Source organism: Geodermatophilus sp. SYSU D01119 (genome assembly GCF_054049975.1).
The window spans coordinates 48,206-72,128 of record NZ_JBJGYL010000006.1; the positions used below are offsets into that span (position 1 = coordinate 48,206).

Annotated in this window: 23 protein-coding genes, 1 tRNA gene and 1 pseudogene; 9 read left to right on the forward strand and 16 right to left on the reverse strand. The window is 77.2% G+C overall.

Going from position 1 to position 23,923, the window contains the following annotated elements; all coding sequences use genetic code 11:
- The first annotated feature begins 184 nt into the window (after window positions 1-184).
- The 3 genes from ACI79X_RS06125 (at window position 185) to ACI79X_RS06135 (ending at window position 1,252) form a co-directional block, all read left to right on the forward strand.
- Window positions 185-559 (forward strand): type II toxin-antitoxin system VapB family antitoxin, encoded by a 375-nt coding sequence (locus ACI79X_RS06125; RefSeq protein WP_457024535.1) that lies wholly within the window; start codon window positions 185-187, stop codon window positions 557-559.
- 32 nt (window positions 560-591) lie between these two features.
- Window positions 592-1,029, forward strand: a complete 438-nt coding sequence (locus ACI79X_RS06130) for an N-acetyltransferase family protein (RefSeq protein ID WP_457024536.1) — start codon at window positions 592-594, stop codon at window positions 1,027-1,029.
- 61 nt (window positions 1,030-1,090) lie between these two features.
- A complete protein-coding gene (locus ACI79X_RS06135) occupies window positions 1,091-1,252 on the forward strand; it encodes a hypothetical protein (RefSeq protein WP_457024537.1) in 162 nt (53 codons plus the stop codon).
- Window positions 1,253-1,256: 4 nt separating this feature from the next.
- Here ACI79X_RS06135 and ACI79X_RS06140 read toward each other — a convergent pair whose 3' ends face one another.
- From ACI79X_RS06140 to hemW, 5 genes are all read right to left on the reverse strand, one after another.
- Entirely contained in the window at window positions 1,257-1,898 is a 642-nt protein-coding gene (locus tag ACI79X_RS06140) for a response regulator (RefSeq protein WP_457024538.1), read from the reverse strand.
- An 8-nt stretch (window positions 1,899-1,906) separates the two neighbouring features.
- Window positions 1,907-3,019, reverse strand: coding sequence for a sensor histidine kinase (locus tag ACI79X_RS06145; RefSeq protein ID WP_457024539.1), 1,113 nt, complete (start codon window positions 3,017-3,019; stop codon window positions 1,907-1,909).
- Between the two features lie 20 nt (window positions 3,020-3,039).
- A complete protein-coding gene (locus ACI79X_RS06150) occupies window positions 3,040-3,780 on the reverse strand; it encodes an ABC transporter permease (protein ID WP_457024540.1) in 741 nt (246 codons plus the stop codon).
- On the reverse strand, window positions 3,777-4,658 hold the full coding sequence (locus ACI79X_RS06155) for an ABC transporter ATP-binding protein (RefSeq protein ID WP_457024541.1): 882 nt from the start codon (window positions 4,656-4,658) through the stop codon (window positions 3,777-3,779). Before ACI79X_RS06155 ends, ACI79X_RS06150 begins: the two co-directional genes overlap by 4 nt.
- Before the next feature lie 97 nt (window positions 4,659-4,755).
- Window positions 4,756-5,979 (reverse strand): radical SAM family heme chaperone HemW, encoded by a 1,224-nt coding sequence (gene hemW / locus ACI79X_RS06160; RefSeq protein ID WP_457024542.1) that lies wholly within the window; start codon window positions 5,977-5,979, stop codon window positions 4,756-4,758.
- A 47-nt stretch (window positions 5,980-6,026) separates the two neighbouring features.
- Here hemW and ACI79X_RS06165 point away from each other — a divergent pair, with 47 nt between their 5' ends.
- The gene (locus ACI79X_RS06165; protein WP_457024543.1) at window positions 6,027-6,809 is read left to right on the forward strand and encodes an enoyl-CoA hydratase-related protein; all 783 of its coding nucleotides are present in this window, start codon (window positions 6,027-6,029) and stop codon (window positions 6,807-6,809) included.
- A 32-nt stretch (window positions 6,810-6,841) separates the two neighbouring features.
- Complete coding sequence (locus ACI79X_RS06170; RefSeq protein ID WP_457024544.1) at window positions 6,842-7,009, forward strand: hypothetical protein; 168 nt, start codon at window positions 6,842-6,844, stop codon at window positions 7,007-7,009.
- Between the two features lie 233 nt (window positions 7,010-7,242).
- On the opposite strand, the gene selB is transcribed toward ACI79X_RS06170, so the two are convergent.
- From selB to ACI79X_RS06190, 4 genes are all read right to left on the reverse strand, one after another.
- Window positions 7,243-9,012 (reverse strand): selenocysteine-specific translation elongation factor, encoded by a 1,770-nt coding sequence (gene selB, locus ACI79X_RS06175; protein ID WP_457024545.1) that lies wholly within the window; start codon window positions 9,010-9,012, stop codon window positions 7,243-7,245.
- Window positions 9,013-9,038: 26 nt separating this feature from the next.
- A complete protein-coding gene (gene selA / locus ACI79X_RS06180) occupies window positions 9,039-10,349 on the reverse strand; it encodes an L-seryl-tRNA(Sec) selenium transferase (protein WP_457024546.1) in 1,311 nt (436 codons plus the stop codon).
- Between the two features lie 38 nt (window positions 10,350-10,387).
- Window positions 10,388-10,483, reverse strand: a tRNA-OTHER gene (locus ACI79X_RS06185).
- 21 nt (window positions 10,484-10,504) lie between these two features.
- On the reverse strand, window positions 10,505-11,152 hold the full coding sequence (locus ACI79X_RS06190) for a DUF6624 domain-containing protein (RefSeq protein WP_457024547.1): 648 nt from the start codon (window positions 11,150-11,152) through the stop codon (window positions 10,505-10,507).
- Window positions 11,153-11,231: 79 nt separating this feature from the next.
- Between ACI79X_RS06190 and selD the strand changes: the two genes are divergently transcribed.
- From selD to ACI79X_RS06205, 3 genes are all read left to right on the forward strand, one after another.
- Window positions 11,232-12,239 carry a selenide, water dikinase SelD gene (gene selD, locus ACI79X_RS06195; RefSeq protein ID WP_457024548.1) on the forward strand — a complete coding sequence of 336 codons (1,008 nt, stop codon included), beginning with the start codon at window positions 11,232-11,234 and terminating at the stop codon, window positions 12,237-12,239.
- A gap of 133 nt (window positions 12,240-12,372) precedes the next feature.
- Window positions 12,373-12,927, forward strand: coding sequence for a hypothetical protein (locus ACI79X_RS06200; protein ID WP_457024549.1), 555 nt, complete (start codon window positions 12,373-12,375; stop codon window positions 12,925-12,927).
- 67 nt (window positions 12,928-12,994) lie between these two features.
- Window positions 12,995-13,960 (forward strand): zinc-binding dehydrogenase, encoded by a 966-nt coding sequence (locus ACI79X_RS06205; protein WP_457024550.1) that lies wholly within the window; start codon window positions 12,995-12,997, stop codon window positions 13,958-13,960.
- Here ACI79X_RS06205 and ACI79X_RS06210 read toward each other — a convergent pair.
- The 4 genes from ACI79X_RS06210 to lepA form a co-directional block, all read right to left on the reverse strand.
- Window positions 13,950-15,686 carry an MFS transporter gene (locus ACI79X_RS06210; protein ID WP_457024551.1) on the reverse strand — a complete coding sequence of 579 codons (1,737 nt, stop codon included), beginning with the start codon at window positions 15,684-15,686 and terminating at the stop codon, window positions 13,950-13,952. The two genes, ACI79X_RS06205 and ACI79X_RS06210, sit on opposite strands and share 11 nt — an antisense overlap.
- Window positions 15,655-16,353 carry an LppX_LprAFG lipoprotein gene (locus ACI79X_RS06215; RefSeq protein WP_457024552.1) on the reverse strand — a complete coding sequence of 233 codons (699 nt, stop codon included), beginning with the start codon at window positions 16,351-16,353 and terminating at the stop codon, window positions 15,655-15,657. The genes ACI79X_RS06210 and ACI79X_RS06215 overlap by 32 nt, the downstream gene beginning before the upstream one ends.
- Window positions 16,354-16,419: 66 nt before the next feature.
- Window positions 16,420-17,082 carry an MOSC domain-containing protein gene (locus ACI79X_RS06220; protein WP_457024553.1) on the reverse strand — a complete coding sequence of 221 codons (663 nt, stop codon included), beginning with the start codon at window positions 17,080-17,082 and terminating at the stop codon, window positions 16,420-16,422.
- On the reverse strand, window positions 17,079-18,908 hold the full coding sequence (gene lepA / locus ACI79X_RS06225) for a translation elongation factor 4 (RefSeq protein WP_457024554.1): 1,830 nt from the start codon (window positions 18,906-18,908) through the stop codon (window positions 17,079-17,081). Before lepA ends, ACI79X_RS06220 begins: the two co-directional genes overlap by 4 nt.
- 174 nt (window positions 18,909-19,082) lie before the next feature.
- Between lepA and rpsT the strand changes: the two genes are divergently transcribed.
- Complete coding sequence (rpsT, locus tag ACI79X_RS06230) at window positions 19,083-19,343, forward strand: 30S ribosomal protein S20 (protein ID WP_073419169.1); 261 nt, start codon at window positions 19,083-19,085, stop codon at window positions 19,341-19,343.
- 174 nt (window positions 19,344-19,517) lie between these two features.
- On the opposite strand, the gene holA is transcribed toward rpsT, so the two are convergent.
- The 3 genes and pseudogenes from holA to ACI79X_RS06245 form a co-directional block, all read right to left on the reverse strand.
- Entirely contained in the window at window positions 19,518-20,522 is a 1,005-nt protein-coding gene (gene holA / locus ACI79X_RS06235) for a DNA polymerase III subunit delta (protein WP_457024555.1), read from the reverse strand.
- A gap of 331 nt (window positions 20,523-20,853) precedes the next feature.
- Window positions 20,854-22,959, reverse strand: a pseudogene (locus ACI79X_RS06240) (ComEC/Rec2 family competence protein); the annotation flags it as partial.
- A complete protein-coding gene (locus ACI79X_RS06245; protein ID WP_457024556.1) occupies window positions 22,956-23,852 on the reverse strand; it encodes a ComEA family DNA-binding protein in 897 nt (298 codons plus the stop codon). The gene ACI79X_RS06245 and the pseudogene ACI79X_RS06240, both read right to left, overlap by 4 nt.
- Between the last annotated feature and the right edge of the window lie 71 nt (window positions 23,853-23,923).

Sequence of the window (23,923 nt, forward strand, 5' to 3'; positions counted from 1 at the left end):
GTCGACGTCTGCCGTGCGGGCCGCCGCGGGGAGCCCCGGCGGCGGCGCCGGCGGCCCGGAGGGCTGGCACTCGCACGGACTGAGTGCCAGCCCAGCATACGACCGGCGGGGCGTTCCGTCGCGGAGCCGGACGCACGCCACACCCTCCGGGGGGCGGCGGCGGGCTCCCCCGGCGGTGGATAGGGTGGCCGCGGACGGTGCCGGTGCGGGGTGGTCGGACGGAGGTCGGGCCCTGATCTTCAAAGCGGTGCGCAACGGGCGTCCCTATCCCGAGCACGGCCTGTCCACCAAGGACTGGGCGATGATCCCGCCCCGTCAGATCCGGCTCGACACGCTGGTCACCACCAAGAGCGAGCTGGCGCTGGACACGCTGCTGGCCGACGACTCCACGTTCTACGGCGACCTGTTCCCGCACGCCGTCCAGTGGCACGGCGACCTCTACCTCGAGGACGGGCTGCACCGGGCGCTGCGGGCGGCGCTGCAGCAGCGCACCGTGATCCACGTGCGGGTGCTGGACCTCGACGCGCTGATGCCCGCCGACCCGGGCCGGCCCCTCTGAGCGCTCCCCTGGCCGACCTCGGCAGCGGCGTCGTGCTGCGCCGCGCGGTGGCCGCCGACCTGCCGGCCGTCGTCGCGCTGCTGACCGACGACGTGCTCGGCGCCGGCCGGGAGAGCACCGACCCGGCGCCGTACGAGCGGGCGTTCGCCGCCGTCGACGCCGACCACGCGCACCTGCTCGTCGTCGCCGACGGCGGTGGCACGGTCGTCGGCACGCTGCAGCTGTCGTTCCTGCCGGGGTTGTCCCGGGGCGGGGCGCTGCGCGCGCAGGTCGAGGGCGTGCGGGTGGCCGCGGCGGCCCGCGGGCAGGGGCTCGGCGAGGCGATGCTGCGCTGGTGCGCCGCGGAGGCCCGCCGCCGGGGCGCGGCGCTGCTGCAGCTCACCACCGACGTCCGCCGTCCGGACGCCCGCCGCTTCTACGAGCGGTTGGGCTTCGAGGCCTCGCACGTCGGGATGAAGCTGGCGCTGTAGGCCGGCCCGGGCGGGTCCTCCTGCTCTGTCCGGCGGGGTCGGCCGCTCCTAGCGTCGGCGCATGAGTCGCAGACCACTGCGGTGCCGGTTCGGGATGCACTCCTACGTCCGGCGCCACCCCGACGGTGAGCGGCCCTCCGGGCCGGACGACGAGGTCTGCCGGCACTGCGGGAAGCAGACCGGCGCCCCGTTCGGCAGCGCCCCGTGGGTCCTCCCCGGCTGACCGTCTAGAGCCAGCCCTTGTCCGCGGCGACGCGGGCGGCCTCCACCCGGGTGCGCGCGCCGGTCTTGCCGATCGCCGAGGACAGGTAGTTGCGCACCGTGCCCTCGGACAGGAAGAGCCGCCGGGCGATGTCGGCGACGGTGGCGCCGTCGGCGGCCTCCCGCAGCACGTCGGCCTCCCGCCCGGACAGCGGCGTCGCCCCGATCGCCAGTGCCGCGGCGGCGAGGTCGCGGTCGATCACCCGCTCCCCCGCGACGACGGCGCGGATCGCCTTCGCCAGCTCCGCCACGGGGGCGTCCTTGACGAGGAACCCGGCGGCGCCGACCTCCATGGCGCGGCGCAGGAAGCCCGGCCGGCCGAAGGTGGTGAGCACGACCGCGCGCACGCCGGGCAGCTCGGCGGCGAGCTCGCGCGCGGCCTCGATGCCGTCCTGCCCGGGCATCTCGATGTCGAGCAGGGCGACGTCGGGCCGGTGCGCGCGGGCGGCGGCCAGCACCTCGTCGCCGCGGCCGACCTCGGCGACGACGGTGAGGTCGGGCTCGAGCTCGAGCAGCGCCCGCAGCGCGCCGCGGACCATCGACTGGTCCTCGGCCACCAGCACGCGGATCACCCCGCCGGTCGTCCCGCCGCTCCCTCCGTCGCTCACCCCGTCGCTCACGAGGCGGTCCCGGCCGGGACGGGCGCCAGCGGGAGGACGGCGCGCAACTCGTAGCCGCCGTCGCGCCCGGCGCCGCCGGTGAGCGCCCCGCCGAGCTTGCCGACCCGCTCGGCGAGGCCGGCCAGCCCGGAGCCGGGCTCGGTGTCCTCGGCCGGGCCGCGGCCGTCGTCGGTGACGGTCAGGACCGCCTCGACGCCGTCGTCGGTGAGCGTGACGGCGACCGCGCGGGCGCCGCTGTGCCGCAGCACGTTCGTCGTCGCCTCGCGGACCACCCAGCCCAGCGCCGCGTCGACCGGCCCGGGCAGCGCGGGCACGCGGGAGGGCGACCGGACGGCGATGCCCGCGCCGGACAGCGCCGACCGGGCCTCGGCGAGCGCCTGGGCGCAGCCGACCTGCCGGTAGCCGCTCACCGCGTCGCGCACCTCGGCGAGGGCCCGGCGGGCCACCCCCTCGACGTCGGCCATCTCGGTGCGGGCGCGCGCCGGGTCGGCCTCGGCCAGCCGGCCGGCGAGCTCGCTCTTGAGCGCGATGAGCGACAGGCTGTGGCCGAGCAGGTCGTGCAGGTCGCGGGCGAAGCGCAGCCGCTCCTCGGCGACGGCATTGCGCGCCAGTTCCTCGCGCGCGGCGGCCAGCTCGGTGTTGACCGAGATCAGGTGCCGGGTGCCGCGCATCGCGAACGCGGTCAGCAGGCACATCACCGGGAGGATGAACAGGTTGGCGAGCATGCCGTCGGCGGCGACGACGGCGGCGCACACCGCGGCCGCCGCGAGCACCGCCGGCCACACCCAGCGCTCCGGCAGCGCCGCCGCCGAGGCCGCCGAGACGTAGATCATCAGCCCGGCCCAGGACGGTCCCATCCAGACGGCGAGCGCGACGCCGAGCGCCGCGACCACCACCAGCCGGCCCAGGGTCGGCTCGGTGCTGCAGCTCGTGAACGACCGGCGGAACACGTCGAGGTAGACGACGGTGAACGCCAGCAGGGCGGCGCCGGCGACGACCTCCACCACCGCGGGCCGGTCGGTGGACACGAGGTCGGCGACGGGGAAGAACTGGAACAGCAGCCAGGGCAGGGACCAGCCGATCTGCCGCCACCGGTTGCGCACGTCCACGGGGACGGACCGTAGCCGGATCAGCCGGCGACGGCGGTCAGCGGGCGACGGCGCGCGACCCCGACCGCGAGCGCGGCGAACGCGACGGCGAAGCCGGTGAGCAGCACCAGCGGCAGCGGCGCGGGCACTCCGCCGGCGGCGACGTCCCGGCCGGCCTCGGCGTACCAGTACGAGGGCAGGACCTGCGCGAACGCCCGCAGCCCCGACGGGAACAGCTCGACCGGCACCCACAGCCCGCCCAGCGCGGCGAGCACGGTGGTGAGGATGCCGATCGCGCCGCCGGCCGCCTTCTCCTCCAGCGCCCAGCCGAGCAGCAGGCCGAGCGCGACGAACACCGCCGAGCCGAGCCACAGCACGCCGACCAGCCCGGCCCACTCCGCGGCGCCGAGCCGCACGCCGTTGACGAACCGGCCGACCCCGGCCACCACGAGCAGCGGCGGGAGGGTGAGCAGCATGCCGACGGCCACGTCGACGGCGACCACGGTCGTCTGCGGCACCGGCGTCACCCGCAGCTGGCGCAGCCATCCCGAGGCGCGGTCGAACGACAGCCGGACCGTCGCGCCGAGGGCCGCCCCGATGGCGCCGTAGGCCATCATCGAGACCATCGTGGCGGCGGCCTGCTCCTGGCTGACCCCGCCGGGCGCCCCGGCGAAGACCTGCGTGAAGAAGACCGTGAACGCCGCCGGCAGGACGACGGTGAACAGCAGGTACTGCCGGTTGCGACCGACCCGGCGCAGCTGGAAGGCGAACAGCGGGCTCATCGGGCGGCTCCCGTCGTGAGGCTGAGGACGGCGTCCTCGAGGCTGGCGCCGCGGACCTCGAGGTCGGTCAGCGGGATCCCGGCGTCGAGCAGGCCGCGCAGGGTGGCCTCGACGTCGGTGGTGGCGAGGGTGACGACGCCGCCCTGCCGCGTGGTGGCGGTGACGCCGGGGACGTCGCCGGGCAGGTGAGCGGCGGTCAGCCGGACGCTGCGGCCGGACACCGCGGAACGCACGGCCGCCGAGGACCCGTCGGCGACGACCCGGCCGCCGGCGAGGACGACCACGCGGTCGGCGACGGCGTCGGCCTCCTCGAGGTGGTGGGTGGCGAAGACGACGGTGGTGCCGCGCGCGGCGAGGTCGCGCATCGTGGCCCAGAACGCGCGGCGGCCCTCGACGTCCATGGCCGAGGTGGGCTCGTCGAGGAGCAGCAGCGGCGGCTGGCCGGCGAGCGCGAGGGCCAGCATCACCCGCTGGCGCTGACCGCCCGACAGCGCGTCGACCGGCCGGCCGAGCAGCCCGTCGATCCCGGTGGTGGCGACGAGGTCGTCCAGCGGCCACGGGTCGGGGTAGCTGCGGCGGACCAGGTGCACGACCTCCCCGACGCGCGCCTCGCCGGGCAGCCCGCCGTGCTGCAGCATCGCGCCGACGCAGCCGGCGCGGACGGCGTCGGCCGGGGCGCGGCCGAGCACGCGGACGGTGCCGGCAGCCGGGCGCACCAGCCCGAGGACGGCGGAGACGGTGGAGGACTTGCCGGCGCCGTTGGGGCCGAGCAGCGCGACGGTCTCGCCCCGGCCGATGCGCAGGTCGAGGCCGTCGACGGCGAGCACGTCGCGGTGGCGGACGGTGAGACCGGTGACGTCGAGGGCGTTCGGGGGCATGCGGCGAGCCTGGCCGCGGCGCCCGGGTGCGCAGTAGTGCGGGACGTCGCCGGTCCGCCCTGACATCCGTCAGACCGGCCCTCGGGGAAGCCCCCTGTCAGTCCGTGAGGTCGCGGACGACGGCGTCGGCGAGCAGGCGGCCGCGGTCGGTGAGCACCGCGCGCCCGGCCTCGTGGGCACCGGGCTCGAGCAGGCCGCGGGCGACGGCGTCCGCGGCGCGCAGCCGGCCGGCGTCGGACAGCGCGGTCAGCGGCAGGCCGTCGCGCAGCCGCAGGCCGAGCATGACCGTCTCGAGCACCCGGTCGGCGGGCTCGAGCACCTCGCGGTCGGCGATCGGGCTCTCCCCTGCTGCCAGCCGCTGCGCGTAGGCGGCCGGGTGCTTGACGTTCCACCAGCGCACCCCGCCGACGTGGCTGTGCGCGCCCGGGCCGATCCCCCACCAGTGGGCGTTGGCCCAGTAGAGCTCGTTGTGCCGGCAGCGGGCGGCGTCGCCGCGCGACCAGTTGCTGACCTCGTACCAGTCGAACCCGGCGCCGCGCAGCACGGTGTCGGCCTGCACGTAGCGGTCGGCGAGGACGTCGTCGTCGGGCACGGGCAGCTCGCCGCGGGAGATCCGGCGGGCGAGGCGGGTGCCGTCCTCGACGATGAGCGCGTAGGCACTCACGTGGTCGACCGGCGCGGCGAGCACGGCGTCGAGCGAGGCGGCCCAGTCGGCGTCGGTCTCGCCCGGGGTGCCGTAGATGAGGTCGAGGTTCACGTGCTCGAAGCCCGCCGCGACCGCCTCGCGCGCGGCCTGCACGGCCCGGCCGGGGGTGTGCCGGCGGTCGAGGACGGCGAGCACGTGCTCGGCCGCGGACTGCATGCCCAGGCTGAGCCGGGTGAAGCCGGCCGCGCGCAGCGTCGCGAGCGACGCGGGGGTCACCGACTCGGGGTTGGCCTCCGTGGTCACCTCGACGCCGGGGGCGACGGGGAACAGCTCCCGGACGGCGGCCATGACGGCGGCGAGGTCCTCGGCGGGCAGCAGGGTCGGGGTGCCGCCGCCGACGAAGACGGTGGAGACCGCAGGCAGGTCGGGGCCGAGCACCTCCGCGGCGCGGCGCAGCTCGGCGATCGCGGTGCCGGCGTACTCGGCGCGGTTGGCGCCGGGGCCGAGCTCGTCGGAGGTGTAGGTGTTGAAGTCGCAGTAGCCGCAGCGCGTCGCGCAGAAGGGCACGTGCACGTAGAGGCCGAAGGGCGTCGTCGTCAGGTGCTCGCGGGCGTCGTCCGGCAGCGCGTCGTCCGCCGGCGGCCGCGCCGGCAGCAGCGGCAGGGTGGTGGTCATCTGCTCCCAGTGTGCCGCGCCGCCGCCACCCCGGGCAGGATGCCCGGGTGAGCTCTGCACCCGTGGGTGAGGACCGGCTGCTGCAGGTGACCGTCGCGGGGGGCGTGGCCCGGCTCGTCCTGGACTCCTCCGCGAACCGCAACGCGCTGTCCCGGGCGATGCGCGCGCAGCTGCGCACGGCGCTCGACGACGCGCTGGCCGACGACGCCGTCCGCGTCGTGGTGCTCGACCACACCGGGCGGGTCTTCTGCTCCGGGATGGACCTCTCCGAGGCGGCCGGCGCCGGCGCCGGCGACCAGGGCGTGCGCGAGCTGCCCGACCTGCTGGAGACGATCTGGACGTCGCCCAAGCCGGTGCTGGCCGTCGTCCGCGGGCCGGCGCGGGCCGGCGGGGTGGGGCTCGCGGCGGCCTGCGACGTGGTGGTGGCGGCGTCCTCGGCGACGTTCGGGATGTCGGAGGTGCGGCTCGGGCTGGTGCCCGCGGTCATCTCCGCGGTGGTGCTGCCGCGCATGCTGCCGCACGTGGCGCACCGGCTGATGCTCACCGGCGAGGTGTTCGACGCGCCGACCGCGGCCGCGGGCGGGCTCGTGGACCTCGTGGCCGCCGACGACGAGGTCGACGCCGCCGTGGACGTGCAGGTGCGGGCGCTGGCGGCCGGCTCGCCGTGGGCGCTGGCCGAGACCAAGCGGCTGCTGCGCGCCGGCGGGCTGCGCGGCTCGTTCGACGACCTGCTCGAGCTCTCGGCCCGGGCCTTCGCCGGGGAGGACGGGCAGGAGGGCATCGCGGCGTTCCGTGAGAAGCGCCCGGCCCGCTGGGTGCCCTCGCTCTAGCGCCCGGGCCGTCGCCGCGGGACCCTGCCGCCATGACCATCCCGCCACAGGGTCCGCCCGAGGACCCGCGCGAGCGGTTCCGCACCCTGCCCGAGCCGGTGCGCCCCGAGGACACCGTGACCTCGCTCGACACCGACGCGCGACCGCTGCTCGACGACGGCGACGCGCGTGACGTGCTGCTCCGCGAGGCCGGCGGCTGACCTCCCCGGCGGGTGTCCTCCCCGGCTGGCTCGTGCTCTGCCCCGCCCCCGTAGGCAGAGCACGACCGCCCGCCGGACACCGGTCGCCCTCTCCTTCGTGCTCTGCCCCGCCCCCGTGGGCAGAGCACGACCGCCCGCCGGACACCGGTCGCCCTCTCCTTCGTGCTCTGCCCCGCCCCCGTGGGCAGAGCACGACCGCGCTCGGGACAGCTCAGGCCCTCCGGGCGCGGGGATCAGCGCAGCCGGCGTGAGGCGTCGGGCAGCCGCTCGGTCACCCCGCGGGCGTCCAGCCACTCCATGAGCGGCACCGCCACCCGCCGGGTCGTGCCCCACGCCGACCGCGCCTGGCTCAGCGTGAACGGCGACGGCACCGCCGCCAGCCGCTCCCGCGCCACCGCCTCCACCCCCGGCGCCAGGTAGACCCCCTCGGCGATCCGCACCAGCTGGCCGTCACGCACCGCCGCCGCCAGCTCGCGGGGGCCGAGGCGCGCGGTGCGGAGCTCCTCGGCGTCCGGCGCGGCGAACGGGTCGGCGGCCAGCCGGGCGCGGATCCCGTCGACCGCGCGCTGCACCGCCGGCGGCAGCCCCGCCGCGGCCACCACCACCCGGCCCTCGCGCAGGGCCAGCGGCGGGCGCACCACCAGCGGCACCAGGTCGTCGGCCGGCAGCTCCAGCTCGCGGCGCACGACGGCGATCGGCGGCCCGGGCTCCAGCGGGTGCGCCTGCCGGTGCGCCGCGACCAGCCCCGGCACCCGGCGGGCCAGCGTGTCCACCAGGCCCGGCGCCAGCAGCCAGGGCCCGGCCCGCACCGCGTCCTCGGGCACCGGCCAGCCCATCGCGGTGAAGTCGCCGGCCCGCACCACCCGGCGGCGGGCGAGGTCGGCCGCCGCACCGTCCGGCCCCGCGGACTGCGCGGAGAGGTCGGCGGCCCGCTGCCGCGCGGCACCGCGGCGGCGCAGCTCCGGTGGGGCGACGTCGCGGACGTCGGCGCCGAGCACCCGCCGGGCGCCGGGGTCGCGCAGCAGCACCCGGTCGCCCACGCGCAGCGGCAGCGGCGCGGCCAGCCGCAGGCGCACCGCCGTCCCCTCGAGCGGCCGCAGCCGCACGGCCACCGCCGCCGACCCCACGTGCAGCACCGCCTCGGCGGGCAGCCGGTCGGCGGGCTCGCGCGCCAGCGTGACGTCGACCTCGGCGGTGTCCCGGAACGCGCCGGGCGTGAGCAGCGCGTCGCCGCGGGAGAGGTCCTCGACGGCGACGCCCCGCAGGTTCAGCGCCACCCGCGCGGTCGCGCGGGCCCGCTCCACCGGCCGGCCCAGCGACTGCACCCCGCGCACCGTCACCTCCCGGCCGCCCAGCGCCAGCCGGTCCCCGGCCGCCACGGAGCCCGCGGCCAGCGTCCCGGTGACCACCGTGCCCGCCCCGCGGATCGGGAACGCCCGGTCGATCCAGAGCCGCACCGGCGCCGCGGGGTCGGGCGCGGGCAGGCGGGCGAGCAACGCCTCCAGCGCGGCCGCGAGCTCGGGCACGCCCCGGCCCGACGGCGCGCTCACCGCCACCCCCGGCACGGCGCCCATCGACGTGGCCGCCAGCCGCTCGGTGGCGTCGGCGAGCACCGGCTCCGGGTCGGCGAGGTCGGCCTTGGTGACGGCGAGCAGCGCGTGCCGCACGCCGAGCGCGTCGAGGACGGCGACGTGCTCAGCGGTCTGCGCCGACCAGCCGTCGTCGGCCGCCACCACCACGAGCGCCGCGGGCACCGACCCGACGCCGGCGAGCATGTTGCCGACGAACCGCTCGTGTCCCGGCACGTCGACGACGGCCAGCACCCGGCCCGACGGCAGCGTCGTCCAGGCGAACCCGAGGTCGATGGTCAGCCCGCGGCGGCGCTCCTCCTCCCACCGGTCGGGCTCCATCCCGGTGAGCGCGCGGACCAGCGTGGACTTGCCGTGGTCGACGTGCCCGGCGGTGGCGATCACGTCCATGCCGCTCACGTCCGTACCGCTCACGTCCGTACCGCTCAGGTCCGTGCCGGTCAGGTCCACCGGCGGGCCACCTCCAGCACCGCGGCGGCGAGGTCGTCGTCGGCCGACGGCGGGACGCTGCGCACGTCGAGCAGGGTGCGGCCCTCGGCCACGTACCCGACCACCGGGCGCGCGCCGAGCCGCAGCGGCTCGGCGAAGGCCTCCGGCAGCGAGACGGCGGCGCTGCTCAGCGGGTGCTCGGGCGCTCCCCCGCCGCCGACCCGCGCGGCGGAGTCGACGGCGCGGGCGTCGATCCCCGCGGCGGCCAGCCGGGCGGCCAGCGCCTCCGCCCGGGCGCGCAGCCCGGCGACGTCGGCGGCGAGCATCCGCGGCACCGGCGGCAGCGGGCCGCGCAGCGTCGCCTCGAGGGCGGCCAGCGTCGTCTTGTCCACGCGCAGCGCGCGGTAGAGCGGGTGCCGGCGCAGCCGCTGGACGAGGTCGGCGCGGCCGAGGACCAGCCCGGCCTGCGGGCCGCCGAGCAGCTTGTCGCCGCTGGAGAGCACGAGGTCGGCGCCGTCGGCGAGGGTCGTCTGCAGGTCCGGCTCGTCGGGCAGCGCCGGGTGCGGGCGCAGCAGCCCGGAGCCGACGTCGGCCACCAGCGGGACGCCGGTGCCGGCCAGCCCGGCAGCGAGGTCGGCGACCGGGACGGCACGGGTGAAACCGCGGACGACGAAGTTCGACGGGTGCACCTTGAGCACCGCGCCGGTGCCCGGTCCGACCGCGCGCGTGTAGTCCTCGAGCGCGACGCGGTTGGTGCTGCCCACCTCGCGCAGCCGGGCGCCGGTGGACTCCAGCAGCTCGGGGATGCGGAAGCCGTCGCCGATCTCGACCAGCTCGCCGCGGGCGATGACGAGCTCACCGCCGAGCGCGGTCGCCACGAGGGCGAGCGCCGCCGCGCAGTTGTTCACCACGAGCGCGCCCCCGGCGGCGGGCACCGCGCCGAGCAGCGCCGCCAGCGCCGCCTCCCCGCGCGGCCCGCGGCGGCCGGTGCGCAGGTCGAGCTCGACGTCGGTGGTGCCACTGGCGGCGACCACCGCCTCGACCGCGGCCGGCGACAGCGGCGCCCGCCCGAGGTTGGTGTGCACCAGGACGCCGGTGGCGTTGAGCACCGGCCGCAGCGACGCCGCCGTCGACGGCAGGCCGGCCAGCACCGCGGCGACGGCGTCGTCCGGCGCGAGGTCGCCCGCGCGGACGCGGGACTGGACGGCGCGGACGGCGTCCTTCACCAGGTCGCGGCCCAGCCGGTCGGCGGCCTCGGCCAGCGCCGGGTCGGCCAGCAGCGTGTCGGTGCGGGGCACTGCCCGCCGCGGGTCGGCGCTCATCGCTGTCGCAGCGTATGCGCGCCGGCCCGCGGGGCGGCTGGCGGAGGCGGACGGGAATCGAACCCGCCTGACCGAGCTGCTCGGCCACGTCGGCTTTAGAGGCCGCGGGGGCCACCAGGCACCCTGACGCCTCCGCCGGGCAGCCTACGGCCCGCTCACTCCCCCGCGCAGATCGCGGCCATCTCCTCCAGGTAGTGCGCCCAGGGGTCCAGGCCGGCGTCGGCCCGCAGCTGCTCGACGGCGGCCTCGTCGGCCAGCGGCACCGCCGGCTCGGGGCCCTCCGGCGTGCACGCCACCTGGGTGCCGTAGGTCTGCGGCTGCCCGGTGTTCGCCGCCACCCGGTCGGTCAGGTGGGCGAGATCGCCCGGCGAGGCCCGCCCCTCCGCGACCGCCGCGCGCAGCAGCTCCAGCGCCCGCTGCTGGAAGGCCGGGTCGAGGTCGGAGTGCTGGGCGATCGCCCACGCCGCCTCCGCGCCGTCCTCCCCCACCAGGTCGCGGCCGGGCCAGCCGTGCTCGTCGAGGATCTGCGCGAGCCGCTCGGTGCGGGCGGCGTCGCCCTCCGGGTCCGGGCCGCCGCTGCGCCCGCTCTGATCGCGTTCGAGCATGGCCAGCAGCTCCGCGCGCAGCGCCGGGTCCGAGCCCGTGGGCGCCGGCGTGGCCGCGGTGGGAGCGGCGGACCCGGTGGCCGAGGCCGCCGCGGCGGCGGGCGGCGACGCCGTGGCCGCCGCCGGGGAGGGCCCGGCGTCCGTCGCGCAGCCGGCCGCGAGCAGCACCAGCAGCGCGGCGGGCAGCAGGCGGGTCACGGGCGGCCTCCCGGGGTCTGCCGCGAGCGTCCTCGCGCGCGCCCGACGTGTCCACCCGCGGCGGACTAGCGTCGGCCGGGTGACCAGCGCGCCCGCCACCGTCCGCCTCACCCAGTACGCCCACGGGGGCGGCTGCGCCTGCAAGATCCCGCCCGGCGAGCTCGAGGCCGTCGTCGCGGGCCTCACCCGCACCGGCCCGGCCGACCCCGCCGCCGAGCTGGTCGTGGGCCTCGACGACGGCGACGACGCGGCGGTCGTGCGGATCCCCGGCGGCCAGGGGCTGGTGCTCACCACCGACTTCTTCACCCCGGTCGTCGACGACGCGTACACGTTCGGCCGGATCGCCGCGGCCAACGCGCTCTCCGACGTCTACGCCATGGGCGGCACCCCCGTCGTCGCCGTCAACCTGCTGGGCTGGCCGCGCGACGTGCTGCCCGCCGAGCTCGCCGCCGAGGTGCTGCGCGGCGGGCTGGAGGTGGCGCAGGAGGCCGGCTGCCACGTCGGCGGAGGGCACTCCATCGACGACCCCGAGCCCAAGTACGGCATGGCGGTCACCGGACTGCTCGACCTCGACCGGGTCATCCGCAACGACGCCGCCGTCGCCGGCACGCCGTTGTCGCTGACCAAGCCGCTGGGCGTCGGCGTGCTCAACAGCCGCATGAAGGCCACCGGCGAGGTGAGCGAGGAGGCAGTCGCCTCGATGACGGCGCTCAACCGGGACGCCGCGCGGGCCGCGGTCGCCGCGGGCATCCGCGCCGGCACCGACGTCACCGGGTTCGGCCTGCTCGGCCACCTCTACAAGATGGCCCGGGCCAGCGGGGTGACCGCGGTGGTGGACGCCGCCGCCGTCCCCTACCTCGCCGGCGCGCGGCAGGCGCTGGCCGACGGGTTCGTCTCCGGTGGCACCCGGCGCAACCTCGACTGGGTGCGGCCGCACACCGACCTGTCGGCGGCCGGCGAGGACGAGGCGCTGCTGCTGGCCGACGCGCAGACCTCCGGCGGGCTCCTGCTGGCCGGCGAGGTGCCCGGTGCCCCGGTGATCGGCGAGTTCGTGCCGCGGCAGGACGCGGTCGTCGTCGTCCGCTGACCCCGGCGCGTCCCCGGCGACGCGCCGTCCCCCGTCGGTCCCGCGCCCGGATCCGTTCCGCCCGCCGCGCGCCGCTGCCACCCTGCCGCCCGCGCCGGACCCGGAGGGCCCGGGCGGCGCCGAGGAGGACGGGATGAGGACGAGGACGGCCGCGGCACTGACCCTGCTGCTGGCTGCGGGGACCCTGGGCACGCTGACCGGCACGGCGACGGCGGCACCGCCCGGGAACACGACGACGGGGTCGGCCAACGCCTTCCCGCTCGTCGGGGACGCCGGGGTGTTCCTGAGCGCGTGGGCGCCCGACGGGGAGGCCGCCTTCGCGGTCCCCGAGGTCTTCGCCGGCGCCTACGAGTGCCTCACGGAGGAGCGGCTCCCCGCGGACTTCCGCGGGCTCGGCTCGGTCAGGACGTCCGGGACCGTCACCGTGACCTGCGGTGGGGATGGGCTGCCGGAGGCCACCGGAACGGTGACCGTGGACGTCGAGTGGCGTGGGGAGGGACGGGCCACCGAGCAGCCGGAACCTCCGTTCCCGACGCAGTGCGACCTCCGCGTGCTCATCCGCCAGGCCGTGCTCACCGGCTCGATCCGGCTCGACGTCCCGGCCCTGGGGATCGACACCACGGCCACCCTGGCGGACGTGCCGGGCGACATCCGGACGGCTCTGTCGAACTGCGCGGCACCGCACTGACCGCGTGAGCGCTCCGTCCGGCGGGCGCGGTGTCGCCCGCCGGACGGGGGTGTCCTAACGTCCGGTCATGCGCGCCGTCTTCGTGTCCTCGCCCTCGTCCGACGACCCGCTCTCCGTCCTGGAGGTCGGCGACCGCCCCGAGCCCGAGGTCCCCGACGGCTGGACGACGGTGCAGGTCAAGGCCGTCTCGCTCAACCACCACGACCTGTTCAGCCTGCGCGGCATCGGCCTGCCGCAGGAGCGGATGCCGATGGTCCTCGGCACCGACGCGGCCGGCCTGGACGAGGACGGCAACGAGGTCGTCGTCCACGGCGTCATCGCCAGCCCCGGGTGGACCGGTGACGAGACGATGGACCCGAAGCGCTCGCTGTTCTCCGAGGTCCACCAGGGGACGATGGCCGAGCGGGTCGCCGTCCCCCGGCGCAACGTGCTGCCGAAGCCCGCGGAGCTGTCCTTCGCCGAGGCGGCCTGCCTGCCCACCGCCTGGCTGACCGCCTACCGGATGCTGTTCGTCCGCTCCGGCCTGCGCCCCGGCCAGACCGTGCTCGTGCAGGGGGCGAGCGGCGGCGTCGCCACCGCGCTGGTCGTGCTCGGCCGGGCCGCCGGCTACCGGATGTGGGTCACCGGGCGCAGCGAGGAGAAGCGGGCCGCCGCGCTGGAGCTCGGCGCCGAGCAGGCCTTCGAGACCGGCGCCCGGCTGCCCGAGCGGGTCGACGGCGTCATGGAGACCGTCGGCAAGGCGACCTGGAGCCACAGCGTCAAGTCGCTGAGGCCTGGTGGCGTCATCGTGACCTCCGGCGCGACCACCGGCTTCGACCCCGGCGCCGAGCTCAACCGGGTGTTCTTCACGCAGCTGTCGGTGGTCGGCTCCACCATGGGCACCCGCGACGAGCTGGAGTCGCTGATGCGGATGTGCGCGGTCACCGGCGTCCGCCCGGTCATCGACGTCGAGCTGCCGCTGGCCGAGGCCCGCGAGGGGTTCGCCCGCATGCTCGAGGGCCGCACCGCCGGGAAGATCGTCTTCACGCTCTGACGGGGCGCTCCCGCAGCAGCACCAGCGCCGCGAGCGCCGCCAGCCCGGCGGCGACCGCGGCGCCGGCGAAGACCGTGTGCAGCTGGGTGAGGACGGCGGCGTTCGCGGCCGCGTCGTACGCCGGGCAGTCGGCCGGGGTGTCCGGGCAGACGGTCAGCGGTGAGCCGATCGCCTCCACCTCCGCGGTGAACCGGCGCAGCGCGACGGCGGTGAGCAGCGACAGCCCGACGAGCATCCCCACGGTCCGGGCGACGACGGCGAGCGCGCTGGCGCTGCCGTGGACCTCCGGTCCGGTGACGGCGAGCAGCACCGCGTTGACCGGCGCGATCGCCAGGCCGAAGCCGAGGCCCGCCGCCAGCAGCACGACGGTCGACCAGGCGCCGTCGAGGGAGGTCTCGCCCCACCCGGTCATCGCCCACAGCGCCAGCGCGGCCAGCGCCATGCCGGCCGCGGCGACCAGCCGGGGCGCCACCCGGCGGCACAGCCACCCGCCGGCCACCGCGCCCACCGGGACGGCGACCAGCAGCCGCAGCAGCACCAGCGCCGCGCCGAGCTGGTCGCCGGGCGTGGTGGTGGCCCGGGCGAACAGCGGGACGTCGACCAGCGCGGCCACCAGCGCCACCCCGGCCAGCAGGTTCACCAGCAGCGCACCCCACGCGCCGGCCGGGCGCAGCGCCCCCAGGGGCAGCACCGGGTCGGGTGTGCGCCGCTCGTGCAGCCAGAACGCGACGGCGGCGGCCGCGGCCACCGGCAGCAGCACCGGCCCGTGGGCGACGATCTCGGTGGCGGGGTCGGCCGCGGCGAAGGACCACACCAGGGCCCCGAGCGCGACGACGGCCAGCAGGGAGCCGCCGACGTCGACCTCGCGCACCAGCCGGGGCACCCCGCGCAGCGGCAGCACGGCGCCGTCGGGCGCGGCGAGGCTGCGGGCCACCAGCGCGGCCCCGGCGACGACGGCGGCGAGGACCAGCGGCGTCGTCGCGGGGACGCCGTCGAGCAGCGGCACCCAGGCGAGCCCGAGGGTGACGTCCTCGGCCAGCGCGGCGGGCTCGGCGAGCTGCAGGCCTCCCGCGGCCCCGGCCACGGCGAGCAGCGCCAGCCCCAGCGGGTCGGGCCGACGTTCCCCGGTGGCCACGACCCCGGCGGCCAGCGCCAGCCCCAGCAGCAGGTTGAGCCAGAAGACCGCGCGCCAGTCGGCGACGGCGAGCACCGCGGCGCCGGCCAGCGGCCCGAGCACGGCGCCGGCCTCCTGCACGGCGCCGACGACGCCCAGCGGGACGGCGCGGCGCTCCGGCGGCCACCGGTCGGCGACCAGCGCGAGCGTCGCGGGCACCAGCCCGCCGGCGCCCACGCCCTGCAGGCCGCGGCCGGCGACCGCGAGCCCGAGGCCGTCCGCCGTCGCGGTCAGCAGCGAGCCGAGGGCGAACAGCAGCAGGCAGCCGGCCAGCACCGGGACGCGGCCGCGCAGGTCCGCCAGGCGGCCCAGCAGCGGGAGCGTGGCCGTGTAGCCGAGCAGGAACCCGCCGATGATCGGCGTCGCCCGCTGCAGCTCGTCGATGCCGACGCCGACCCCGACGAGGATGTCGGGCAGGGCCAGGACGACGACGTAGGTGTCGGCCGCGGTGACCAGCACCGCCAGCGTCGCGAGGACGACCAGCGGCAGCCCCGGGACCGGGCGGGCGGCCTCCCGCGGCTCAGCCGGCAGGCGGTGCGGTGATCTCGACATCGGCGCCGAAGTCGGACAGCTCGATCGTGAAGGTCGCGTCCTGGCCCGAGGCGTAGAAGGGGCCGGTCAGCTCGGCGCGGCGCAGCTCGCCGCTGTCGGTGGCCACGGAGAAGCGTGCGGCGACCGGCTGGCTCGGGTCCTCGCTGGTGAGCACCTGCTCGACCAGCTCGCCGGGCAGCTGCGCGGTCACCTCGCGCACCACCTCGCCGTCGACCCGTCGCTCCTCCCCCAGCTGCGCGGAGTCGGCCTCGGCGAGCAGCTGGGAGATGCCGGTGTCGGGGTCGAGCAGGGCGCCGGGGTCGCCGAAGCCGAACTGCGCGGGGTCGACCTCGCTGTAGCCGCTGGTGAACGGCAGCTGGGCGTAGACGGTGCCGTCGACGGAGACCACGGCCAGGTCCAGCGAGGAGCCGGCGGCCAGGACCTGCAGGGTGCCCTCGAAGGAGGCCGGGCGCAGGACGTCGCCCTCGCCGCCGGTCAGCGCGGTGCCGGTGGTCGGGGCGCCCTCGCTGGTGAGCACGAAGTGCAGGCTGCTGGTCTCGTCGAGCGTCGTCTTGGCGCGCTGCAGCAGGTCGCCCGCCGACTCCTCGGGCTCACCGCCCCCGCAGCCGGCCAGCGCGACCACCAGCCCGGCCCCCAGCGCGGCGCCGAGCGCGGCAGAGCGGCGCATCCCCATCCCGACCTCCCCGTTCGTGCCGGGTGCGCCCGGCGCGGGCACGGTAGCGCGCCGGTCGGCTCAGCTCCGGACGGCGGCGGCCGTGGCGCGCGCGATCCGCTCGGCGAGCTTCGGCCGGTCCTTCACCGGGAACGACGCGAGCGCCGGCTCCAGCTGCGCGATGCGGTACCGCTGGGTGGTCAGCGCGCGGAACGCGAGGCCGGTGGTGACGCCGTGGCCGGGCCGGGAGACGACGGTCACCTCGTCGCCCGCGCCGACGCCGCCGGTCCCGAGCACACGGAGGTAGGCGCCGGTGGCGCCGCGCGCGGTGAAGCGCTTGACCAGGTCGGGGACGTCCCAGAAGCGGGCGAAGTTGGCGCACGGGATGCGCGGCGCGGTCACCTCGACCAGCGCCGTCCCGATCCGCCAGCGCTCGCCCACCTCGGCGGCGGTGAGGTCGACGCCCGCCGTCCGCAGGTTCTCCCCGAACCGGCCCGGCGGCAGGTCGCGGCCGAGTTCGGCGGCCCAGACGTCGGCGTCCTCCTGGGCGAAGGCGTAGACCGCCTGCCCCTCCCCGCCGTGGTACTTCCGGTTGACCTGGACGTCGCCGTCGAGCCCCAGCTCGTGCACGGCGACGCGGCCGGGCACCGGCCGCTTGTCGATGCCGCTGCGGTCGGGTCGGCGCCCGGGCAGCGGCAGCAGGTCGGGGCCGGAGACGCAGACGGCGAGGAGCCGGCCGCTCACTTCTTGGCGGCGGAGGGCTCGTTGGTGGACAGCGCGGCGACGAACGCCTCCTGGGGGACCTCGACGCGGCCAACCATCTTCATCCGCTTCTTGCCCTCCTTCTGCTTCTCCAGCAGCTTCCGCTTGCGGGTGATGTCACCGCCGTAGCACTTGGCGAGGACGTCCTTGCGGATGGCGCGCACCGTCTCGCGGGCGATGACCCGGGAGCCGACGGCGGCCTGGATGGGCACCTCGAACTGCTGCCGCGGGATGAGCTCGCGCAGCTTCCCGGCCATCATCACGCCGTAGCTGTAGGCCTTGTCCTTGTGGACGATGGCGCTGAACGCGTCGACGGCCTCGCCCTGCAGCAGGATGTCCACCTTGACCAGCGAGGACTCCTGCTCGCCCGCCTCGGCGTAGTCGAGGCTGGCGTAGCCGCGGGTGCGCGACTTCAGGGCGTCGAAGAAGTCGAAGATGATCTCGCCGAGGGGCAGCGTGTAGCGCAGCTCGACGCGGGACTCGCTCAGGTAGTCCATGCCGCCGAGCTGGCCGCGCCGGCTCTGGCACAGCTCCATGATCGCGCCGGTGTAGTCGCTGGGCGCGATGATCGTGGCGTTGACGATCGGCTCGAAGACGCGGTCGATCTTGCCCTCGGGCCAGTCGCTGGGGTTGGTGACGGTGTGCTCGGTGCCGTCCTCCATGACCACCCGGTAGACGACGTTGGGGGCGGTGGAGATGAGGCTGATGCCGGCCTCGCGCTCGAGCCGCTCGCGCACGATCTCCAGGTGCAGCAGGCCGAGGAAGCCGACGCGGAAGCCGAAGCCGAGCGCGGCGGAGGTCTCCGGCTCGTAGGTGAGCGCGGCGTCGTTGAGCAGCAGCTTGTCGAGGGCCTCGCGCAGCAGCGGGTACTCGCTGCCGTCGATCGGGTAGAGCCCGGAGTAGACCATCGGCTTGGGGTCGCTGTAGCCGCCGATCGGCTCGGCGGCCGGCTTGTGCTGCAGCGTGACGGTGTCGCCGACGCGGGACTGGCGCACGTCCTTCACGCCGGTGATGAAGTAGCCGACCTCGCCGACGCCGAGGCCGTCGACCGGCTTGGGCTCGGGCGAGATGACGCCGATCTCGAGCAGCTCGTGGGTGGCCCCGGTGGACATCATCTTGATGCGCTCACGGCTGGCGATCCGGCCGTCGACGACGCGGACGTAGGTGATGACGCCGCGGTAGATGTCGTAGACGGAGTCGAAGATCATCGCGCGGGCCGGGGCCTCGGCGTCGCCGACCGGGGCGGGGATCTGGGCGACGATCGCGTCGAGCAGCTCGGGCACGCCCTCGCCGGTCTTGCCGCTGACCCGCAGCACGTCCTCGGGGTCGCAGCCGATGATGTGCGCGATCTCGGCGGCGTACTTCTCCGGCTGGGCGGCCGGCAGGTCGATCTTGTTGAGGACCGGGATGATGGTGAGGTCGTTCTCCAGGGCCAGGTAGAGGTTGGCCAGGGTCTGCGCCTCGATGCCCTGCGCGGCGTCGACGAGCAGCACCGCGCCCTCGCAGGCGGCCAGCGACCGGGACACCTCGTAGGTGAAGTCGACGTGGCCCGGGGTGTCGATCATGTCGAGGACGTACTCGGCGTCGCCGACCTTCCAGGGCAGTCGCACGTTCTGCGCCTTGATGGTGATGCCGCGCTCGCGCTCGATGTCCATCCGGTCGAGGTACTGCGCGCGCATCTGCCGCGCCTCGATGATCCCGGTCACCTCGAGCATCCGGTCGGCCAGCGTCGACTTGCCGTGGTCGATGTGGGCGATGATGCAGAAGTTCCGGATCCGGGCGGGATCGGTGGCAGCGGGAGTCGTCACAGTGCCGCCATCGTCCCACGACCTCGCCGCCCTGCCGAGCACCCGCCCCGGTCCGGGTCCGACGCGGGTTGGGGTGCCGGTCCCGGCGCTGGTAACCTGGCAGGCCGGTCCGCCGACGCATGCCGTCCGGACGCACTGACAGACTCCCTTCCTGCGAGACACCGAGGCTCACGCGTGGCGAACATCAAGTCCCAGATCAAGCGGAACAAGACGAACGAGAAGGCGCGGCAGCGCAACGTCGCCGTCAAGTCCGCCCTGAAGACGGCCGTCCGCCGCTTCCGCGAGGCCGCCGCTGCCGGCGACACCGAGGCCGCGACGACCGCCCTGCAGAAGGCCGGCAAGGCCCTCGACAAGGCCGCCAGCAAGGGCATCATCCACAAGAACCAGGCCGCCAACCGCAAGTCGGGCATGGCCAAGCAGCTGACCAGCCTCTGAGCTGCGCCCAGCGCTCCTGCGACGAGCCCCGTCCCCGTGAGGGACGGGGCTCGTCGCGTCCCGGGGCTCGTCGCGTCCCGGGGCTCGTCGCGTCCCGGGGGCCTCGCGCCCTGGCTCCTCGTTCCGGACGGGTCCGTGCCCGCGGTCGTCGGCGCCGGTCCGCGGCCGGTGCGGTCAGCGCCGGCTGCGGGCCCGGGCGTCGCGGCCGGTCGTGGCGCGGATGTCGACGATCCGGCGCACCGCCCGCTCCAGGGCGTAGTCGGCGCTGGCGGCGACGCCCTTCACGTCGGCGTTGAGCTCGGCGGCCACGCCGATCGCCTGCTGCAGCCCGTCGATGCTCCAGCCGCGCGCCTGCGTCTGCGCCTTCTTCACCTTCCACGGCGGCAGCTTGAGCGCGCGGGCGAGGTCGCCGGTGTTCGTGGTGTTCAGCGAGGTCACCCGGGCCGCGGTGCGGATGCCGTCGGCGATCGCGTCGGCGATGAGCACGTGGGCGACGCCGCGGTCCAGCGCCCAGCGCAGCATCTCCAGCGAGCCCGTGCGGTCGCCCACGAGCACCCGCTCGGCCACGGTGAAGCCGGTGACCTCGGCCTGGCCGCGGTGGAAGCGGGCGACGGCGTCGGCGTCGATGGTGCCGCCGAAGTCGGCGACGAGCTGGGTGGCCGCCGACGACAGCGCCCGCAGGTCACCGCCGACCGCGTCGACCAGCGCGGTGATCGCGTCCGGGGTGATCCGCCCGCCCGCCGACCGCACCTCGTTGCGCACGAACGTCGCCCGGTCGCCCGGTGAGGAGATCTTGGGGCACTCGTCGACGGCCGCCCCGGCGGCGGTGAGCGCCTTGATGAGGGCGTCGTTGCGCTTGCCGCCGTGGTGGACGACGACCAGCGTCAGGTCCGGGTCGGGGTCCTTGCAGTAGGAGGTCAGGGCGTCGACCAGCGCGCCGGCCGCCTCGTGCACGCCGGACACCACGACCAGGCGGTGCTCGCCGAACAGCGAAGGCGCCAGCACGTCGGCCAGCTGCCCGACCGGCAGGCCGAGCGCGGTCAGCTCGTGCAGCTCGGCCTGGGGGTGGCGCTCGAGGACAGCGGTGCGCACCGCGGCCACGGCGCGGGAGCGCAGCAGCTCCTCCTCGCCGACGACGGCCCGCAGGCGGGAGGTCGGTGCCGGGGGTGCCGCTGCCACGTCCCGATGGTGTCACGCGGTGCCGACGGGACCGGCTCCCCGGCGGGGCGTGCCGGGCGGCGCCGTCCCCGGCCGGCCCGCTCCCGTTCGCCTCGGCCGCCGAGGCGCCGGCACCCGGGGCGCCCCGCGCCGCGACGCCCCACTCCCCCGCCGACCCGACGACGGCCAGGTCGCCCTCCCGGTCGGTGCGGTGCACCTGCATGCCGGCGCGGGCCAGCCAGGTGAGCAGCCGCGGCGCCGGGTGCCCGTAGGTGTTGTCCGCGCCCACGCTGACCAACGCCACCCGGGCACCCGACGCGGCGAGGAACGCCGGGTCGGCGTCCGCGCTCCCGTGGTGCGGCACCTTGAGGACGTCGGCGCGCAGGTCGACCCCGCGGTCGAGCACCCGCGCCTCGGCCGCCGCGCTCAGGTCGCCGGTGAGCAGCACACGCACCCCGCGCACGGTGACCCTGACGACCAGCGAGAGGTCGTTGGGCTCTGCGGCCGCCGACGCGATCTCCGCCGGCGGCGCGAGGACCTCCAGTGTCGCGTGGCCCACGGTGCGGACGTCACCGGGGACGAGCACCTCCCGGTCCGCGCCGGTCCGGGCGGTGAGCGCGTCCAGGGCGGACAGGCGGTCGTCGGCCGGCGACAGCGTGCCGGTGGCGACCGTGCCGACCTCCCGGCCCGCGAGCGCACCGGCCAGCCCGCCGGCGTGGTCGGCGTCGAGGTGGGACAGCAGCACCAGCGGCAGCGCGTCGATGCCGAGCCGGTCGAGGCAGCGGTCGATCGGCCCGACCTCGGGGCCGGCGTCCACGAGCACGCCCTCGCCGGGCCCGGTGGGCACCACCAGCCCGTCGCCCTGACCGACGTCACAGGCGACGAGGACGGGATCGGCCGGTGGCCAGCCGTCGGCCGCCTGGCGCAGCGGCCAGCCGAGCACCACCAGGCCGACCGCCGCGGCGAGAGCCAGGGCGCGCAGCCGCCGGAACCGCCACAGGAGCAGCCCGGCGGCCAGCAGCAGCACGGTGAGCAGCAGCGCGCCGCGGGCGCCGGCGGGCCAGCCGACCGCCCCGTCGGGGAGCCCGGCGGCCACCCGGGCGACGGCGACCAGCCACCGCACGGGCCAGCCGGCGAGCCAGGTGAGGGCGTCGCCCATCGGCGGCACGACCGCACCGGCGAGCGCCGCGAGGAGGCCGAGCACCGTCGCGGGCGGCACGGCCGGCGCGGCGAGCAGGTTGGCCGGCAGCGACACCGGGCTCACCAGGCCCGAGAGACCGGCGACCAGCGGTGCGGTCGCCAGCCCCGCAGCCCCCGCGACGGCGACGGCGTCGGCGACCGGCCCCGGCCAGCCGCGGTCGCGCAACCGGCGGGACCAGCCCGGCGCGAGCAGCACGATGGCCGCGGTGGCGCCCACCGACAGCGCGAAGCCGGCGTCGCGGGCCAGCCCGGAGTCGAGCAGCAGCAGGACGGTCACCGCGGCCGCCAGCGCCGGCACCGCGACCCGCGACCGTCCCGACGCCAGCGCCAGCAGGCCGACCCCGCCCATCGCCGCGGCCCGGACGACGCTCGCGCTCGGCCGGGCCAGCAGCACGAAGCCGGCGAGCGCGACCAGTGCCACCACCGCCTGCACGCGCCGGTCGACCGCCCGGCGGCGCAGCGGCGCCAGGACGCCGGCCAGCACGATCGCCACGTTGGCCCCGGAGACCGCGGTCAGGTGGGCCAGCCCGGCCCGGCGGAAGTCCTCGGCGAGGACCGGGTCCATCGCCCGGGTGTCCCCCACGACCAGGCCGGGCAACAGCCCCGCCGCCGGGTCGCCGAGCACGCGGGCGGCCGAGCCGGCCAGGCCGTCGCGGAGGCCGCCGGCCCACTCCTGCACCGGCGGCACCGCGCCGACGGTGTCCGGCGGCCCGCGCGCCGACAGCCGGGCGACCACCCCGTCGACCGCCGAGGCGGCACTGACCGCTGCGCGGGCGCGTACCTGCTGGCCGGGCAGCAGCCTCTCCCAGCCCTCCACCGGCGCGAAGACGACCACATCCGCGTCCAGGTGCACCCGGCGGTCGGCGTGGTCGAGGACGAGGACGGTCGCGTCGAGCGCCAACCGCGGGGACGCGGTGGCACCTACGCGCCGCGGATCGCCGTCGAGCTCCAGGACCACCGCCACCGGGCCCTCGCCCGCCACCTCCAGCAGCGGCGAGGCCGCGCGGGCGGCGCCCCGGACCGTCGCCGCACCGGCCGCCGTGGCCACCGCGGCGAGGACGGCCAGCGCCACCAGGACCCGCGGCCGGTCGCGGGCGCGCAGCAGGACGCCAGCGGTGAGGACCGCGCCCGCGGCGACCAGTGCCGGCACGAGCGGCGGCAGCGGCCCGGCGGCCAGCGTCACCGCCCAGACCGCGACCGCGACCGGCACGAGCCGGAGGTCCACCCACGTCCAGCGGCCCTGCGGCGCCCCGCTCACACCCGCACCCGGTCGGCGAGGTCGGCGTAGATGGCCGGGCCGATGCCCGGGACGTCGTCGAGCTGCTCGACGCTGCTGAACCGGCCGGCGCTCTGCCGGTGGTCGACGATCCGCTGCGCCAGCACCGGGCCGATGCCGGGCAGCGCGTCGAGATCGGCCACGGTGGCGGTGTTGAGGTCGACGGGACCGGCGGGTGCGGTGTCGCCGGCCGGCGCGGCCGCGGGCGCGGCGCCCGGCACGCCGACGGCCACCTGCGCCCCGTCGGCGACCAGCGCGGCGAGGTTGACCGACGCCGGGTCGGCCTCCGGGAGCAGGCCACCGGCGGCGGCGACCGCATCGGCGACGCGCGAGCCCGCCGGCAGCGTGACCAGGCCGGGACGCGCGACGAGCCCGACCACGGAGACGACGACGGTGGGCTGCGCGTCGGCGGCCTCCCCTCCCGGCCCGGCGGCGGGCGACGGGGACGAGGGCGACGGGGACGAAGGCGCGGACGAGGGCGCGGCCGACGCCGTCGGCGGCGCGAGCTCGACGGCCGGCCGGTCGAGCCACGTCCAGCCGGCGAGCGCCATGGCGGCCAGCAGCCCGGCGGCCCACAGCGCCCGGCTGCCGCGCCGCCCGGGGTCGACGCGGACCGTCCGCGCCGGTGCGCGGTGGCGGCCGAGGCCGGGAGGCAGCCCGTCGGAGGGGTCGTCGTCGGGGGCGGCCGCGGCGGCCCGCTCGGGATCCTCCTCGGGCTCCTCGTCCCAGCGGTCCCCGTCGGAGACGTCGTCCGGGTCGTCGAGGTCGTCGGGGTCATCGGGCAGCCAGCCCGACCGCCGGCCCTCCGCCAGCAGCACCCGGAGGCGGGCGCGGATGACGTCGGCGTCGTCGTCGCGGCGGGAGGTCAGGCGCACGCGGCGGACGCTAGGTACGCAGCCCGGCCAGCGAACCGGTCCCGGCGGGGCTGTGGACACCGAGCGGCCTG

What these genes read in the sequence shown, in the direction of transcription:
- selA (WP_457024546.1), bottom strand. Translation starts at nt 10,349, where the DNA reads ATGAGCGCCGACCCGCGGCGGGCAGTGCCCCGCACCGACACGCTGCTG.
- ACI79X_RS06170 (WP_457024544.1), top strand. Translation starts at nt 6,842, where the DNA reads ATGACCATCCCGCCACAGGGTCCGCCCGAGGACCCGCGCGAGCGGTTC.
- ACI79X_RS06205 (WP_457024550.1), top strand. Translation starts at nt 12,995, where the DNA reads ATGCGCGCCGTCTTCGTGTCCTCGCCCTCGTCCGACGACCCGCTCTCC.
- ACI79X_RS06215 (WP_457024552.1), bottom strand. Translation starts at nt 16,353, where the DNA reads ATGCGCCGCTCTGCCGCGCTCGGCGCCGCGCTGGGGGCCGGGCTGGTG.
- hemW (WP_457024542.1), bottom strand. Translation starts at nt 5,979, where the DNA reads ATGACCACCACCCTGCCGCTGCTGCCGGCGCGGCCGCCGGCGGACGAC.
- ACI79X_RS06150 (WP_457024540.1), bottom strand. Translation starts at nt 3,780, where the DNA reads ATGAGCCCGCTGTTCGCCTTCCAGCTGCGCCGGGTCGGTCGCAACCGG.
- ACI79X_RS06135 (WP_457024537.1), top strand. Translation starts at nt 1,091, where the DNA reads ATGAGTCGCAGACCACTGCGGTGCCGGTTCGGGATGCACTCCTACGTC.
- ACI79X_RS06155 (WP_457024541.1), bottom strand. Translation starts at nt 4,658, where the DNA reads ATGCCCCCGAACGCCCTCGACGTCACCGGTCTCACCGTCCGCCACCGC.
- ACI79X_RS06200 (WP_457024549.1), top strand. Translation starts at nt 12,373, where the DNA reads ATGAGGACGAGGACGGCCGCGGCACTGACCCTGCTGCTGGCTGCGGGG.
- ACI79X_RS06210 (WP_457024551.1), bottom strand. Translation starts at nt 15,686, where the DNA reads ATGTCGAGATCACCGCACCGCCTGCCGGCTGAGCCGCGGGAGGCCGCC.